This window comes from Marinoscillum luteum (genome assembly GCF_044005705.1).
Taxonomy (GTDB): Bacteria; Bacteroidota; Bacteroidia; order Cytophagales; family Cyclobacteriaceae; genus Marinoscillum; species Marinoscillum luteum.
Genome location: NZ_JBIPKE010000009.1, coordinates 113,629 through 130,665 on the forward strand (window position 1 = coordinate 113,629; position 17,037 = coordinate 130,665).

Here is a 17,037-nt window from a genome sequence, read left to right on the forward strand (position 1 = left end):
GGCCTTGTACACTATTGCCCAAATTTTTAAAGACTGGTTCAGACCTGCGCGGAAATGTGTAGAAAATTCTTCAAGAACCATTTGAAAATCTACTAATGAAAAATAGGATGATACTCTTAAAATTTATTTTAATACTGCTTCCCCTTATGGGTTGCAAAGAAGAATCTAATCTGGATCCTGATGAAAACGAACCTAAACAACCGGTGCCTCCTTCCTGGGTATCTCGGGCTGATTCCTCATTCAATTCTCTGAACCTAATTTATTGGAACGCGGAAAAAGGTGTTTATAATACGGATAATAAAAAGAACCTGAATACTCAGCACTACTGGTGGCAGGCCAATGCGCTGGACGCCGTGGTGGATGCTGCCGTCAGGGCCAAGAGCCCATCAACAATTAATCAGATGAACGAAATGATTTCTGGTATAAAAAACAATATCAGTTCACTTCGAAACAATGATTTTTTTGACGATCGCGAATGGATGGCTCTGTCCATTTTAAGAGCTTATGAGCTTACAGAAAATGAAGAATACCTCAACGATGTTAAGGGACTTTGGGAAGATATCAAACTTGGATGGAATGACAATCACGGTGGAGGAATCGCATGGAATGAAAACCAACTGGATTATAAAAATGCCCCTTCGAATGGTCCAGCAGCAATTTTGGCCTTTAGGCTTCATAAAATTACCGGATCAGCTGCTGACCTTGATTTCGGAAAACAAATTCTGGCTTGGCAAGAATCAAAGCTCGTTGATCCTGTTACCGGAATTGTATGGGATGGCATTGGTCGTCAGGGAGGAACTGAGATAGACGGAGACAACAGTACCGAAGATTTTTGGCGTTTCACCTATAACCAAGGAACATATGCCGGTGCTCTTGCTGAGCTCTATACCATCACAAAGGATCGCCAATTGTTGGTTAAAGCACTAAAGACGTTCTCCGCTACAGAATCACTTTTATCAAGCTCTGGAGGCATCATCCGCCCGGAGGGCGATGGAGATGGGGGGTTGTTCAAAGGGATTATGATGCGCTATTTTGGTGTGCTGGCTCTTTCTGAAGGGTTAAGTGATGGAGAGCGAAGGAATGTAATTGATTACTTGGTTGATAATGGGGAAAGTGCCTGGGATAAGGCAAAAAACCCTGCTTATCCGTTTTTGTTCAATCATGATTGGAGGGTCAGCCCACCTATAAATGGTCAGGGGCAAGTTTCATCTTCTGTGGACCTCACAGTGGCTCTGAGCGGTGTGTTCTTAATGGAGACACTTGCAGTTCTTGAAAACAAAGGACTTCTCAAAACTTTATAACTCAACAATAACATTTGATAAAATGAATAGAAGAAAGTTTATTCAAACCAATACCCTTTCTCTGATTGGGGTAGGCACGTTATTGTCTGGAATGAGTTTCCCAGTGCCTTTAGGGGATAAGAGTTACACCTCTAACCGCCCTCCAAAGTCAAAACGAAACTTTGTCAGCAAAGCTGTTGAAGAAACTATAGGCACAGTGAAAAAGGGTATTGACAACCCAAAACTGGCTTGGATGTTTGAAAACTGTTTTCCCAATACACTGGATACCACCGTTCAGTACGAAGAGCAAGGTGGGTTGCCAGATACATTTGTTATTACAGGAGATATACCAGCTATGTGGTTAAGGGATAGTACGGCCCAGGTATGGCCGTACTTACCTTTGATAAACAAAGACGACAAGCTTCGGAAGCTAATTGCGGGTGTTGTACGGCGGCAAACCAAATGTGTACTGATAGATCCGTATGCCAACGCATTCAACAAGGAAGCTACCGGAGGGCATTGGCAGAGTGATGATACAGAAATGAAGCTGGAGCTGCATGAGCGAAAGTGGGAGGTGGATTCTTTGTGTTACACCATTAGACTGGCCTACCACTATTGGAAGACCTCAGGAGATACCTCTGTCTTTACTTCAGAGTGGCAAGAGGCCATGAAACTGGTACTTAAAACATTTAAGGAGCAACAACGAAAAGGAGGGGATGGTCCTTACAAATTCATGCGCGAAACGCCCATACAAACCGACACCATGCCAGGTAGAGGTTTTGGAAACCCGGTAGTCCCCGTTGGCTTGATTGCATCGGCTTTCAGACCGTCTGATGATGCTACTACATATCTTTTTCTGGTACCATCCAATTTCTTTGCCGTGGTAAGTTTGCGACAGGTGGCTGAGATCGCTACCGAAGTATTAGGTGATGGATCACTTGCCCAGGAGTGTATAACCTTAGCCGATGAGGTAGAGGCGGCACTCAAGGAATATGCTATTGTAGAACATTTGGGTTATGGAAATATTTATCCTTTCGAGGTAGATGGATTTGGAAACAAGCTATTTATGGATGATGCCAATGTGCCCAGCCTTTTAGCACTTCCATATTTAGGGTGTGTATCTGAGAACGATCCCATCTATCAGAACACCAGAGATTTTGTCTGGAGCAAGGACAATCCATTCTTCTTCGAGGGAAAGGCTGCATCAGGTATTGGAGGTCCCCATGTGGGTATGGATATGGTTTGGCCTATGTCCATTATTATGAAAGCCCTGACTAGCGAAAACGATGCGGAAATAGCGGCTTGTATCAAAACCCTGATGGATACAGATGCAGAGACCGGGTTTATGCATGAATCCTTCCATAAAGATGATCCAAAGAAGTTTTCGAGAGAATGGTTTGCCTGGGCAAATACCCTGTTTGGTGAATTAATTCTCAAAACATTCAATGAAAGGCCTGAAGTGCTAAAGAGCATTTAATTTTTTTAAAACCAAACCCCTAATCCATGAAAACCAAACTAATTTTCACAATAGTAAGCTTGCTGAGCATGCTCAATTTAAGGAGCCAAAGCTATGAACAGTTGGCTGATTCGGCGCAGCAGGCTCTTGTTGACGATTACTCTTATACTGTTACGGGGGGCTACTTTTTTGATCAGAGTACGAGCCCGTCCAATACGTATTTTCATTATTGGTGGAATGGTTATGCATTAGAAGTCCTGGTAGATAGGTATGAAAGAGCTACTTCCGGGACACAACGAGACACTGCTGTAGAGCTCATGAAAGATTTGGTGAATGGGATGGAAACTGCCAATGAAACCTTCAACAACAACTATGGGCACTACAATAATTTTTATGATGATATGGAATGGTTAGCCATTTCCAGTTTTAGGGCGTTTGAAGCCATCAAAGGTACTCATCCGTCAGATTCTTCCTTATTTCTTGATGTTTCCACCACATTATTGGAGGATATCAAGACTGGGGAAAATGATATAATGGGAGGAGGTATTGCCTGGCGCAAATCACAAAGAGATTACAAGAATAATGCTGCCAATTCTCCCACTGTAATAGTGGCAGCCCGAAGGTATCAGTATTTGGGTGATGCTGAAGATATTGCGTTGGCTCGAAGACTCTATAGTTGGGTTAAAAGTAATCTGGTGGCAAGTTCGGGTCGCGTATATGATGGAGTGAACAGAGACCCCAAAAACGCACCCGGTGAAATTGATCTCTGGGAGTTCACTTATGGGCATGGGACATTTATAGGTGCTGCACTGGAAATGTACAGAGCTACAGACAGCACTCATTATTTGGATGATGCTATTCTTACCGCAGATTATGCTGTAGGGGAATCAAATAATCTGTTGAATGATGGGATTTATAAGAGTGAAGGAGCAAGTGGGGACGCTCCTTTGTTTAAGGGAGTTTTGATAAGGTATTTAACTGAGCTTGCCATGGAAACATCCGTTTCGTCTATCAAGAGAGATACTTATAAGGCGATGGTTGCTGACAATGCCAGTGCTCTGGTGAGTGGAGGGTTAAATCTGGTGAACTATCATACAGGGCCATATTGGGGTGAATCTACCTGTGATGCGGTGCTTTCCGCTCAGCTGGCGGGAATTACACTATTAGAAATGGCCGTGAAACTTGGGTTAATCTCACATGATGATGGGTTTTTGATCCCTGGTGGAATTAATGCTGAAAATTATACCAGTGCAACTGGAGTTAGTGTTGAGGAAAATGGAGATGCAGACCCTTATTGTGGTATGAATATTACCAGTTTTGATGCTCCAGATGACATCAGCTACAAAGTTAGGGTAACCTCCACCGACACCTATTTAGTTCGGGTGAGAGCGGCGAGTGTCAATAGTGGACGTCAGCTCACTATCTCATCAAATGGAAATGCTCTGGCAACAATAGATATTGATAATACGGGTGATGTTCAGACCTATTCAACGGTGACTGGCATGATCAACTTAACTGCAGGTGTGGATACACTTTTAACATTGTCAGCACCAAATGGTAGTTTCAATCTCAATTGGATTCGTTTTGAAAACCCATTGGTGTTAACCTCAGAAAAGATAGAAGCTGAGAATTTTGTGGAGATGTCGGGAGTGGGAACATCAGGAACCTCTGACTTTGGTGGTGGGGAAACTGTTGATGCGGTAGGATCAGGTGATTGGATGGAATATTACGTGGATGTGAAAAAATCAAGAGAATACAATTTTTTGGTTCGCGCATCACGTCAGCCAGTAGGAAGTGATACGCTCCAATTGAAAAGTGGTGCTACCCTGATACAGGAAATTGCCATCCCCTCCACAGGAGGTTGGGAAAACTGGGCCACCCAAAGTACTACAGCTACTTTAACCGCAGGAGCTCAAATACTCAGGTTGGAGTCGAAACATGGAAACGCCAATATCAATTGGTTCAAACTGGATAGTATAAAAAGTGTGGTCAGCGGCCAAATTGAAGCGGAAGATTACCAATCTATGAGTGGAGTAGTTACTGAAACTACAACAGATACAGGTGGTGGGCAAAATGTAGGCGGCATTGATGCTGGGGAATGGATGGACTATGAGCTAAGCGTTGAATCAGATGGGTGGTATAAGCTAGATGCGAGGATCGCGAGTATTTATGCAGGGAGATCATTTCAATTGAAAAAGTCAGCTGATGTGCTGGCCACAGTGAATATTCCGAATACTGGAGGATGGCAAAATTTTCAAACGGAGACCGCCTATGTACAACTGACCGCAGGGGTTCAAACTTTGAGAATTCATGCAGTTGATGGCGGGTTCAATATCAACTGGTTTGAACTGACCTTCATTCCCAAATTTGTCAGAACGATTCAGGCAGAGGACTTTATATCCGCTCATGCTGGTGTAGGCACAGAAACGAACTGTGATATAGGTAGTGGACTCAGCCTGGCTGGAATTGACGCAAACGAATGGGCAGAATACTTGGTTTATGCCGATTCTACAACGGATTATATGTTTGTCGCGAGAGTGTCCAGTGAGTTGTCCGGAAAGTCTTTAACAGTCGAGGTTGATGGTACGCCAGTGGAAACGATAGATGTTCCGAACACCGGGAATTGGCAATTTTATGAATCGATTTCGACCATCTTGAATATTAGTGAAGGAGGTCATACGATTAGAATTTCTAGCAGCACAGGGGGATTCAATTTGAATTGGCTGAAATTTTTCCGAGCCTTCAGCCTCACCGATGCTCGACTTGAAGCAGAAAATGCCCATACAGAGCATAGTGAACAAAGTGGTACAGGCTGCCCAACTTTCAATGGTTCCAGTCCCTATCAAACGGAGATCTATGGTGAGGAATCAGAAGATAACCTCGGTACCAAGCAGCTATCGATGCAGACAGGCAGTTGGCTGGATTATTACGTATATGTACCCACCACTGCTACCTATTTGTTTTCGGCCAGGGTTTCCAGAGACAATGCACTTTCAGGCCAGGGTGTTTTACAACTGGTCGAAGATGGCAGTACACTTGTTACACTTACTATTGACGGCACAGGCACTTGGAGTGATTTTGTGACCCTATACGATCAAATATCCCTTTCCCAAGGGCCCCATCTTCTCAGGGTTAATGCTCAAACTGGAATTTTCAATTTGAATTGGATTCGTTTCGATAAAGCTGTTGTGGTTGGTGATTATGTGAAGATTGAGGCTGAAAACTCCAATAGCGAAGCGGGAGTGTTCGTGGATCAGAGAAGCGACAATGGAATAGTGTATACGAGTAATGATATAGGTGTCGGAGATCACATGGATTATTTTCTTGACATTGATAACGCGGGGCAATACCTATTTAAGGCCAGGGTCTCAAATAGTCACATTAGCAATGATGCCGAAATGATGATAAAAGATGCCAATTCTTCTACGCTTTACGATTCCATTTCAATTTCCAGTAATACTGGATGGCACGATCTTGATGCAGTGATTGATTTTCCTTCTGCAGGTAATACTGTGCTTCAATTGCTAGGCAATGAGGGCGAGTTTCATATGAATTGGTTTGAACTACTCTATGATATCACTGATGGGGGTGGCACCATTTCTGAGGAGCATGACGACTCTCCTAGTGGGGAAGAGATTGATAAAGTCATTGATAATTCATCACTAACTAAATACCTGACAACTCATGCCGAAGGGTATATTGAGTATCAAACATCCGAAGGTCACCGGGTGACTACCTATTCCATAACATCCGCTAACGATGCTGAAGATAGGGATCCCAAAGACTGGAAACTGCAAGGGCACAATGGCACGAGCTGGGTAGACCTGGACACGCAAACAAATCAGGATTTTTCCGATCGCTATCAAAGAAGGTTTTTCTACATTGATAATGACAACAGCTACAAGCGTTATCGCTTGGATATTACTGCCAATAATGGGTCTTCACTACTCCAGCTCGCAGAATGGCAGTTATTTGGAGTTGAAGAGAGTTGTGTAAGTTGTCGGGAAACCCTTGAAGATCAAAAGGGCCACGTTGAGAAATTATCGCCAGCAGAGGTTCAGATTTATCCAAACCCGATCAGTGCTGGGGATCAACTCATAGTTCATACATACAAGGATGATGGTATCAGAGAAATTGAATTGATTGACCTGAGTGGTCAGCAAATACAACGGTCATCCTATCATGAACTACCAAATGAAGTTGAAGTGAGTATTGGTCGCTCTGTCAAAGGAATTTACCTATTGAAGGTCAGTACAACCAATGGAACTTTTGTCACCAGAGTTATCATCCGATAACCTCTTTTGGAAGCAGACACCATTTGAAATAGATGATTCAGTGGAAAACTGCTTCTAAATGCTAAGTTGAGTGACAAGGATCAAATCGGTGCGAACTCGTTGAAGTCAGGTATTATATTTTGAGATTTCACACCGGACAAGGCGTAATCACTTTTAAACGAATCAAGTAGTCTGAGAGCACATATGACTAATCTATTTGTAGGAAATAGTTATGTCCTTGGTATGGATATCGGGGGCTCACATGTAACCGCCGGATTGGTGGATTTGGACAATGGGTTAATTGTTCAGGATTCTCTCCGAAGAGTGGAATTGGATTCACAGGGATCAACTGAAGAGATACTGAATGTTTGGCGAGGTATAGTCGAGTCTTGTTATAGTGATTATAATGATATGTCCAAACATATCGGATTGGCTATGCCTGGTCCATGTGATTATGAGCGAGGCATTTGCCACATAGATGGCTTGTCGAAATACTCCAATTTGTATGGATTAAATGTCTGTGAGACGCTAGCTCATGCTTTGAGTATCCCAGAGGAGAACATTCAGATGACCAACGATGCTGCTTGTTTTCTTCAAGGCGAATTGGACATGGGAGTTGGTCGGAAATATCAACATCCAATTGGTATAACGCTTGGAACTGGATGCGGGACCGCAAAAATCAGGCATGGAGTAGGTGTAGATGGGGAGCTATGGCAATACCCATTCAATGATGGAATAGTTGAAGATTTTATTTCCACGAATTGGTTTAAGCGAAGATACTCGGAGCTGACCGGCCAGGAGATTTCTGGAGTAAAGGAACTCACAGAAATGAGCAATAGTGAACCGTCAATAAGATCAGTATTTAAGGAGTTCGCTTTTAACCTCGCAAAATTGATTGGCCTGTTTGTGTCCGAAGAAAACCCTGACGCGATCATCCTGGGAGGGAATATGTTAAAAGCGCAACATATTTTCTTGCCTAAGGTGCAAGCGGAACTCACCAAAACCGGAATAAAGGAGCCAATCCACCTATCTACCCTTGGAGAAAGTGCAGCAATTCTAGGAGCTGCCTCGGCATATGTCAAAAAGAAAATGAATCTGAAAAGTAAAATAGCATGAGTAGAAAGCTGATTATGGCCTCTCTAACCGCTTCTTTAGCGGGTTTTTTATTTGGATTTGACACGGTGGTTATCTCTGGAGCTAACCTCCCTCTCAAAGAGTTGTGGAATACCTCAGAGTGGTTTCATGGCACTTTTATCATGTCTATGGCGCTGTGGGGCACTGTGGTGGGGGCTATGCTGGCAGGTATTCCTACCGATAGACTTGGCAGAAAGACCACATTGATCTGGGTTGGTGTTCTGTATTTTGTGTCAGCTCTCGGCAGTGGCTTAGCATTAGACCCTTATTGGTTCTCATTTTTTCGCTTCATTGGAGGATTAGGAGTGGGGGTGTCTTCAATTGCCGTTCCTACTTATATCTCGGAGATATCTTCAGCCAGTAACAGGGGTCGTTTGGGTATTCTCTATCAGTTCAATCTCGTATTTGGAATCCTAATAGCATTCATCTCTAACTACCTTCTTCAGGGTGTAGGAGGAGATAACGATTGGCGCTGGATGTTGGGAATAGAGGCATTACCCGCATTCATCTACACATTAATGGTGCTGGGTGTGCCCAAAAGCCCAAGATGGTTGATTACTCATCTGAACGATTATGTTGGTGCCGAAAAGGTGCTCAAGGAGTTGTCTTCAACTGAGGCAGAAGCTTCTGCTATGCTAAAGGCCATAGAAGAGGATCACCGTAAAACAAAAGATGATAAATCTTCAGTATTCTCAGCAAAGTACAAACGTTCGTTAATACTGGCTTTTCTGATTGCTTTTTTCAACCAGCTGTCTGGGATCAACTTTATTCTTTACTATGCTCCGGAGATTCTGCAGAAGGCAGGATTTGGCTCATCCGATTCACTGTTAAGTTCGATCTCAATCGGTATCGTGAACTTGGCTTTCACTTTTGTGGGGATGGTGTTGATCGACAAAGCAGGAAGAAAGCAACTGATGTATATTGGCTCTATCGGCTATATCACCAGCCTGTTCATGGTGGCTTATGGGTTTTATGTTGAGTCCAGTGCCCTATTCAAGCTCATATTCATTTTGACTTTCATTGCCTCCCATGCCATTGGCCAGGGATCTGTGATCTGGATATTTATATCTGAAATATTTCCTAATAGGGTGCGAGCCTACGGTCAGGCTTGGGGCAGTGGCACACACTGGGTATTTGCAGCTTTGATCACACTTTTTGGGGCAGTATTGATCAATACATTTGCGCCGTGGGTGGCATTTGTGTTTTTCGGATGCTTTATGGTCCTACAGTTGCTCTACACCCATTTTATGATGCCAGAAACAAAAGGAAAAAGTCTGGAAGATTTGGAAGATTTGTTATCAAAATAAAAGGTGAAGAGGGTGAATGTTTTCTGAATCAATATTTTCAAAAAGGTTGATTTATCAGGAAATAATTCGCTCGAGAATATTCCCCACGAAGTACGAAAGCGTGGCTGCGGCACCTCCAAGGAGGAGTGTTTCCAGAATGCTTTGGAGCTTTGGCGTATTGGTGACAATGCTCTTCAGATAGCCTATACCTAAAAAACAAACGCCTGTGAGCAGGCTGGAAATCAGAAACAGATCGGCAGATATGGGCTGAATGTAATCACCTACATAAATGATCAGTGGGATGAATCCCAGACTGATAAAAGAGATAAAGGTCACAAAGCCCATAGCCAGCGGGGATTTGGTTTCTTCAGCCATTTCCAGTTCTTCTTTCATCATCACATCTACCCACCGGTCCTTGTCGGCGGTGATGGTTGCCACCACTTGATCCAGCAGGTCTCCTTCAAACCCCTTCGCAGCGTAGATTTCCCTGATTTCTTCTCTTTCTTTTTCGGGCATGTGATCCACCTCCCAATATTCTATTTGCTTGTGCTTATGATAGTTTTGCTGCTCCGATTTGGTAGATAGGTAACTACCCACAGACATGGCAAATCCATCGGCAATAAGATTGGCAAACCCAAGAATGATCACTACGGCACTGTCCAGACCAGCTCCAGCTGAGCCGGCCACCACCGCAAAGGTGGTCACACTACCATCTATGGCTCCGTAAACAAATTCACCCAGGTAGTCTTGAAATTTGGAGAGAAAGTGCTTTTCACCATGAATATGAGCTTCCTTATGATGCTTAGCAGCTTCTTTATTCATGAGGTGTGGTTGTGTTGAAAAATTGTTTTGAACAAAAAACCTAGTTGGTTTCTTCCTGGGCTTCTTTGTCGAAGTAGAGTGCTTCTGTACAGCCGGTTTCGTCATTCTTACCGCTGATGTTCATGGTGCTTACCGTCAGTGCAAGTTTGAAATTTGTGCATTCGGGACCATCTTCTGTTTCCACACACATCGTCAGTTTGGACTCACCCACAGAATAGGTTCCCACTTCCGTCATCAGGATGCCATCTTCAATGAACTCTTTGATGTAGTTCATGCCAGTGGAGTCGCTGGAGAAGATATACTTCGTGCAGTTGTCATCAGTGCATTCATACGACTGGAGTCCATTGAGTTCAGCGTCATCACAGTTAGACTGAGACGTGGCATTGAGCAGCCATGTGCCCACAATGTTGGTCTTATTTTCTTTTTGAATATCTTCCTTTTTACATCCCAGAACAAAACATAGCAGGAGTAACAAAATGATCAGGTTTGACTGTATAGCTTTCATTGCGATTCTTTTGAGTAAAGTTATCCACTTTTGATCATACCAGAAAGGAGATTTGGCGGGGCATCGAAACTCTCCAGTTAAATTCAATCAAAGCACTGAAAGCGCAGTGACAAGGGTACAGTTGCCTGCCGGAGATTATGTCAGATGGGTAGCATGATTGAGGATAGAAATTACCCCACGTGTCGTGTTGCTCGGATAAAGATAAAAAGCTATATTACTGGTCATCAGTATATAGCTTTTATCGTGATTCTGTAAATAAAAATAGAGTAGCGAGGGGGGGAATCGAACCCCCGACCTCCGGGTTATGAATCCGACGCTCTAACCATCTGAGCTACCTCGCCGTTGGAAAAGGAGTGCAAATGTAAAAAGTTTTCTTTTTTATCATAGCATATTGCTGATTTCAATTTTTTTTTTACCTTATCCAAAAATTAATCATCCATGCCGAAAGAAAAATTTGTTGGCGAGTACCCGATTAACGCATCCAAAAAAATGCTCTATCCTTACTTCAGCACGGCTTCTGGTCTGGCGCAGTGGTTTGCAGATGATGTGAATATTGATGAGGATAAAATCTATACTTTTTTGTGGGATGGAGATGAAAACAAGGCGAAGATGGTCTCCAGCAGAACCAACTCTCATGTACGCTTTGAATTTATAGAAGAGGATGGGGATGAAGATGACCCCACTTATGTTGAATTCAAACTCGATATGAATGAGCTGACACAGGAAGTGTTCATTCGGGTGACAGACTACAGCGATATAGATCAGGAAGAAGTGAATGATCTATATGAGAGCCTCATCAATGACCTCAAGGAAATTGTTGGAGGGTAACTATCTATCCAGACCATGCGTATGCCCTTTGAGTTTTCTTAAGCATATTTGCGGGGTTTTATGCGCAGGCTAGATACATTAATCATTAAATCATTTGTAGGTCCTTTTATCCTCACTACTGTGGTGGCCACATTCGTGCTGCTCATCCAGTACATGATGAAGTACTTCGATGATTTTGTGGGTAAAGACCTGGGTGCAGAGGTCTTTGCAGAGCTGCTTTTCTACTTTAGCCTGAATATGCTTCAGGTGGCCCTTCCATTGGGAGTACTGGTGTCTTCGCTCATGACCTTCGGAAACCTTGGCGAAAATTTTGAACTCACAGCGATCAAGAGTGCCGGGATTTCACTGGTGAGAGCCCTTCGGCCGATTTTCTTTTTCGTCATTGTACTCACCTTCGCCGCATTCGAGTTCAATAACTACATAGTGCCTGCTGCTAACCTCAAGGCCTACAGCCTACTCTACGACATCAAGCACAAGAAGCCTGCTTTGGACATCAAAGAAGGTGTTTTTTACAACGGCATACCCGATTACAGCATCAAGGCACAGGAGAAGTTTCCGGATAACAAGACCATGAAGAATGTGCTCATCTATGATCACACCAGTGGGATCGGAAACAATCGGGTAATTCTGGCAGATTCCAGCAAGATGTTCATGATTTACAATGATAAATACCTGAAGCTGGAGCTTTATAATGGAAATTATTATAGCGAGGAGCCTAAGGCCCGGGAACCTGTCGATCAGTTTTACCGCACCAATTTCGCACGTATGGACATGGTGTTCAACTTGTCTTCATTTGATCTGAAACGAACCAAGGAAGAGCTTTTTCAGAACAACCGGCAAATGAAGAACATTGCCGAACTCACAGAAGATATGGATTCGCTGGCCTACTCTATCTATGAGGCCAAGCATGGTTTTTTTGCCAATGCCAAGGGTTTTTTCTCTTACCACCTGGATTCATTAGAGATTAACATGGAAAAGGTAGCCAAAAAGAGTAAGGCTCAGCAGGTCATGGAAGAGTCGGTAAGGAGCCCGATGGAAGATGATAAAGCCGATGATGAATCTGTTGTGGAGTCACCAGAAGCTGAGCCGGATAGTATGAAAGCAGCTATGCTAGCCTATGTGGAGAGGAATCATCCAAAAGAGATGACCGAGGATTCCTTGCCCAAGCCTAAGGTTAAGCGACCGATGATCAAAGAGGGTATGGGCGCTAAGCCTGTCAAGACACTGGAGAAGCCGGATGGCGGATTGATTGCAGCCAATACAGGCATCCAGAGAAAACAGCCTCGTCCGGATGGTCCTGGCTCCATTACCCAAAAGGAGCAAGTCCTGCTGGATACCCTTGGTTGGGACTATCTGAATGCTAAGGTGGAGGGTAAGAGTGCGGATGTATTGCAAACAGCCAGAAATCAGGCTCAGAATGTGAAGATCAACCTGTCCTCTGTGGCATCCCGGGTGGATAACCTGAGTCGTGACTACAGAAAATTTGTCATAGAAAAATATAAGAAATACAGTCAGGCATTTGCCTGTGTGGTGATGTTTTTGATAGGAGCACCATTGGGATCTATTATTAAGAAAGGGGGGCTTGGTGTACCGGTCATTGTGTCGATTATCTTTTTCCTGATTTATTACATCATAGGCATTATCTGTGAAAAATCTGCCAAAGAAGGGGTGATGGACCCGGTTTTGGCGGTTTGGGTGGCGGATTTGGCACTCCTGCCGGTAGGTTTGTTCTTTTTACGACAGGCCAGAGTGGATGCCAAGCTTTTTGATACAGATTTTTATCTGGTATGGTTTGATCAATTAAAACAGCGGCTCAAGAAAAGTTAAGCAGTAATTATTGCTTTTCAGCCTAAAGCCCCCTAGATTTGCGCTTTGATTTAAGGAGACAAACAAGAGAACAACAAATAATGTATTTAACGAAGGAAAAGAAGGAAGAATTCTTCACTAAACACGGAAAAGGTACAGAGGACACTGGTTCTTCTGAAGGTCAGATCGCACTTTTCACCTTCCGTATCAACCACCTCACCGAGCATCTAAAGCAAAACAAGCAAGACCACTCTACCCGATTGGGATTGATGAAACTAGTCGGTAAGAGAAGGAGATTGCTGGATTACCTTTACAAAAAGGATATCGAGCGATACAGAAGCATTATCGCGGAGTTGAAAATCCGAAAGTAATTATAAGACACTATTTAAGGGGGAATTCAACTCAGGATTCCCTTTTTTTATCTTCGGCGCCTGAAAGAAAACAGTAAAAAGATGGGGCTCCAGGATATCATTTTAACAACATTCACATATGAAGCCTCAATACACGGTTAAAAAATTTGCGTTGGCAGATGGCAGAGAGATTTCCATCGAAACAGGCCGCCTGGCCAAACAAGCTGACGGTTCAGTAGTGGTGAGAATGGGTGATGCCATGATCCTTGCCACAGTAGTATCCAAAAAAGAAGCGGGAGAGGGCGTTGACTTCCTTCCGTTATCAGTTGATTATCAGGAAAAATTTGCAGCAGCAGGAAAGATCCCTGGTGGGTTTTTGAAGCGCGAAAGCAGACTCTCTGATTACGAGGTGTTGATTTGTCGTTTGGTGGACAGAGCGTTAAGACCTCTTTTTCCATCTACCTATCACGCAGACACTCAGGTGATGCTCTCATTGATCTCCGCAGATCCGGAGGTAATGCCGGATGCACTGGCAGCCTTGGCAGCATCAGCCGCACTTGCGGTATCAGATATTCCATTCGATGGTCCTATCTCAGAAGCACGGGTGATTAAGCTTGGTGATGAATTTCTAGTGAATCCAACACCAGCGCAGATGGCTGAAGCTTCTCTTGACCTCATTGTGGCGGGTTCTGCTGATAACATCATGATGGTGGAAGGCGAGTCTAAAGAGGTGAGCGAAGAGGATATGCTCGAAGGTATCAAGGTGGCACATGAAGCCATTAAGATTCAGTGTCAGGCACAAGTAGAGCTTGCAGCTGAAGTGGGAGCTACCGTGAAGCGTGAGTTTGATCATGAGCCTTCAGATGCTGAGTTGGAAGCCAAGATCAGAGCACATTGCTATGATGCTTGCTACGAAATCGCTAAGAAAGGTTCTGCCAACAAAACAGAAAGATCAGAAGGGTTTGATGCGATTAAAGAGTCGTTCCTGGCCACCTATACTGAAGAAGAAAGAGAAGAGCTTAACAGCTTTCTGGTAAAAAAATATTTCCACGACGTGCAGAAAGACGCAGTAAGAAACTGCGTGCTAGATACTAAAAAGCGTCTGGATGGAAGAGATCTGGATCAGATCAGACCGATTTGGAGTGAAGTGGACTGTCTCCCTTCTGCGCACGGATCGGCTATCTTCACCAGAGGTGAAACACAATCATTGACCACCGTGACGCTCGGTTCCAAAATGGATGAGCAGATGATCGACGGTGCCATGATCTCTGGTTACAACAAATTTATCCTTCATTACAATTTCCCAGGTTTTTCTACGGGTGAAGTAAGACCCAACAGAGGACCGGGTAGAAGAGAAGTAGGTCACGGTAACCTTGCCATGAGGGCATTGAAACCCATGATTCCTACAGAAGACAATCCTTATACCATTCGTATTGTTTCAGACATTCTGGAGTCAAACGGATCATCGTCTATGGCTACCGTTTGTGCGGGAGCATTGGCCTTGATGGATGCCGGTATTAAGATCAAGAGCCCTGTTTCAGGTATCGCCATGGGAATGATCTCTGATAGCGCTACAGGAAGGTATGCAGTACTTTCTGATATTCTTGGAGACGAAGATCACCTTGGTGACATGGACTTCAAAGTGACCGGAACAGAAAAAGGAATCACAGCTTGTCAGATGGACATCAAGATTGACGGATTGTCATATGATGTGTTGAAAGAAGCACTTTCTCAGGCCAACAGAGGTCGTCTTCATATTCTGAACGAAATGAAGAAAACCATTTCTGAGCCTAGAGCCGAAATGAAAGAAAACGCACCACGTCTGGTACAGTTGGTGATCGAGCGCGATATGATCGGTGCAGTGATCGGACCTGGCGGAAAGATTATTCAGGAAATCCAGAGAGAATCTGGTGCTACTGTAAATATTGAAGAAACTGACAAGGGAGGCCTTGTGAGTGTATTCGCTGCAGACAAAGGAGCCTTGGACAACGCTCTGTCACGCATCAAGGCCATCGTACAGGTGCCTGAAGTGGGAGAGATCTATGAAGGTAAAGTAAAAGCCATCATGCCATTTGGTGCTTTCGTTGAGGTATTGCCTGGTAAAGACGGCCTTCTACATATTTCAGAGATCAAGTGGGATCGGGTAGATAATGTAGAGGACGTTCTGGAAGTAGGTGAAGAGATCAAAGTGAAACTCATCGAGATCGACAAGAAAACCGGTAAATATCGGTTGTCAAGAAAAGTTTTACTACCTAAGCCGGAAAGAAAAGAGAAAGCTGATTAAATTTAGTGGTGATAATACTGGCTGCACATCTTGTGCAGCTTAATTAACACCGCCAAATGAGACAACTGAAAATTAGCAAGCAAATTACGAATCGGGAGAGTCAATCTCTCGATAAGTATTTGCAGGAAATCGGAAGAGTTGAGTTAATCACCGCCGATGAGGAAGTAATACTAGCCAAGAAAATAAAAGAAGGTGACCAGCTTGCGCTGGAGAGGCTTACCAAAGCCAATCTGCGTTTTGTTGTGTCAGTGGCTAAACAGTATCAAAATCAAGGACTTACACTGGGGGATTTGATCAATGAGGGAAACCTCGGTCTGATCAAAGCTGCTCAGCGCTTCGATGAGACCAGAGGCTTTAAGTTCATCTCCTATGCCGTTTGGTGGATCAGACAATCCATTTTGCAAGCCCTTGCTGAGCAGTCCAGGATCGTCAGGCTACCACTCAATAGGGTAGGTTCACTCAATAAAATCTCCAAGACCTTTTCATTTCTGGAACAAAAGTTTGAAAGAGAACCTTCAGCTGACGAAATGGCAGAAGTGTTGGAGATGACAGAAGGTGAAGTGCTAGACACCATGAAAATTTCCGGAAGGCACATTTCTATGGATGCACCCTTTGCCAACGGTGAAGAGAGCAGTTTGCTGGATGTGCTGGAGGATGTGGGCGAGGATACTCCCGACAGTAGCTTACTGACCGATTCATTGAGAAGAGAAATACAGCGGGCTTTATCCACCCTTACTCAGCGTGAGGCGGATGTGGTGGCTTTTTACTTTGGACTCAATGAACAGCATGCGCTTACCCTGGAGGAAATCGGAGAAAGATTCGACCTTACTCGGGAGCGTGTGAGACAGATTAAAGAAAAAGCAATAAGAAGATTACGTCACGCTTCGAGAAGTAGGTCATTGAAAACTTTTCTTGGATAGTAGCCAAAATGACATTTCGTTACATTATGGCGTTTTCTTTGTTACAATAACTTTGCATCGTCGTTGTAATAGAAAATTGAAACATATTCGTA

12 protein-coding genes and 1 tRNA gene are annotated in these 17,037 nt (G+C 43.8%); 10 read left to right on the forward strand and 3 right to left on the reverse strand.

The window, feature by feature from the left end:
* Window positions 1-95 precede the first annotated feature (95 nt).
* From ACHKAR_RS01860 to ACHKAR_RS01880, 5 genes are all read left to right on the forward strand, one after another.
* Window positions 96-1,301 (forward strand): glycoside hydrolase family 76 protein, encoded by a 1,206-nt coding sequence (locus ACHKAR_RS01860; RefSeq protein WP_395415933.1) that lies wholly within the window; start codon window positions 96-98, stop codon window positions 1,299-1,301.
* Between the two features lie 22 nt (window positions 1,302-1,323).
* Window positions 1,324-2,757 carry a glycoside hydrolase family 125 protein gene (locus tag ACHKAR_RS01865; protein WP_395415934.1) on the forward strand — a complete coding sequence of 478 codons (1,434 nt, stop codon included), beginning with the start codon at window positions 1,324-1,326 and terminating at the stop codon, window positions 2,755-2,757.
* Between the two features lie 26 nt (window positions 2,758-2,783).
* Window positions 2,784-7,031 carry a carbohydrate-binding protein gene (locus tag ACHKAR_RS01870; RefSeq protein WP_395415935.1) on the forward strand — a complete coding sequence of 1,416 codons (4,248 nt, stop codon included), beginning with the start codon at window positions 2,784-2,786 and terminating at the stop codon, window positions 7,029-7,031.
* 183 nt (window positions 7,032-7,214) lie between these two features.
* Window positions 7,215-8,126 (forward strand): ROK family protein, encoded by a 912-nt coding sequence (locus tag ACHKAR_RS01875; protein ID WP_395415936.1) that lies wholly within the window; start codon window positions 7,215-7,217, stop codon window positions 8,124-8,126.
* Window positions 8,123-9,451: a sugar porter family MFS transporter gene (locus ACHKAR_RS01880; protein ID WP_395415937.1), complete on the forward strand. Its 1,329-nt coding sequence runs from the start codon at window positions 8,123-8,125 to the stop codon at window positions 9,449-9,451. The genes ACHKAR_RS01875 and ACHKAR_RS01880 overlap by 4 nt, the downstream gene beginning before the upstream one ends.
* A gap of 54 nt (window positions 9,452-9,505) precedes the next feature.
* Here the strand turns inward: ACHKAR_RS01880 and ACHKAR_RS01885 are convergent, their stop codons facing one another.
* The 3 genes from ACHKAR_RS01885 to ACHKAR_RS01895 all read right to left on the reverse strand — a co-directional run bounded on the left by ACHKAR_RS01885 (window position 9,506) and on the right by ACHKAR_RS01895 (window position 11,098).
* Window positions 9,506-10,252: a VIT1/CCC1 transporter family protein gene (locus ACHKAR_RS01885; protein ID WP_395415938.1), complete on the reverse strand. Its 747-nt coding sequence runs from the start codon at window positions 10,250-10,252 to the stop codon at window positions 9,506-9,508.
* A gap of 40 nt (window positions 10,253-10,292) precedes the next feature.
* Window positions 10,293-10,757, reverse strand: coding sequence for a hypothetical protein (locus ACHKAR_RS01890; RefSeq protein ID WP_395415939.1), 465 nt, complete (start codon window positions 10,755-10,757; stop codon window positions 10,293-10,295).
* Window positions 10,758-11,024: 267 nt separating this feature from the next.
* Window positions 11,025-11,098: transfer RNA gene (locus ACHKAR_RS01895), tRNA-Met, on the reverse strand.
* Window positions 11,099-11,195: 97 nt separating this feature from the next.
* Between ACHKAR_RS01895 and ACHKAR_RS01900 the strand changes: the two genes are divergently transcribed.
* The 5 genes from ACHKAR_RS01900 to ACHKAR_RS01920 all read left to right on the forward strand — a co-directional run bounded on the left by ACHKAR_RS01900 (window position 11,196) and on the right by ACHKAR_RS01920 (window position 16,945).
* Complete coding sequence (locus tag ACHKAR_RS01900) at window positions 11,196-11,585, forward strand: START-like domain-containing protein (RefSeq protein ID WP_159584479.1); 390 nt, start codon at window positions 11,196-11,198, stop codon at window positions 11,583-11,585.
* A gap of 60 nt (window positions 11,586-11,645) precedes the next feature.
* Window positions 11,646-13,412 (forward strand): LptF/LptG family permease, encoded by a 1,767-nt coding sequence (locus tag ACHKAR_RS01905; protein WP_395415940.1) that lies wholly within the window; start codon window positions 11,646-11,648, stop codon window positions 13,410-13,412.
* Window positions 13,413-13,492: 80 nt separating this feature from the next.
* Entirely contained in the window at window positions 13,493-13,762 is a 270-nt protein-coding gene (gene rpsO / locus ACHKAR_RS01910; RefSeq protein ID WP_159584476.1) for a 30S ribosomal protein S15, read from the forward strand.
* A gap of 118 nt (window positions 13,763-13,880) precedes the next feature.
* Entirely contained in the window at window positions 13,881-16,025 is a 2,145-nt protein-coding gene (gene pnp / locus ACHKAR_RS01915) for a polyribonucleotide nucleotidyltransferase (protein ID WP_159584475.1), read from the forward strand.
* Window positions 16,026-16,081: 56 nt separating this feature from the next.
* Entirely contained in the window at window positions 16,082-16,945 is an 864-nt protein-coding gene (locus ACHKAR_RS01920; protein WP_395415941.1) for a sigma-70 family RNA polymerase sigma factor, read from the forward strand.
* Window positions 16,946-17,037 lie beyond the last annotated feature (92 nt).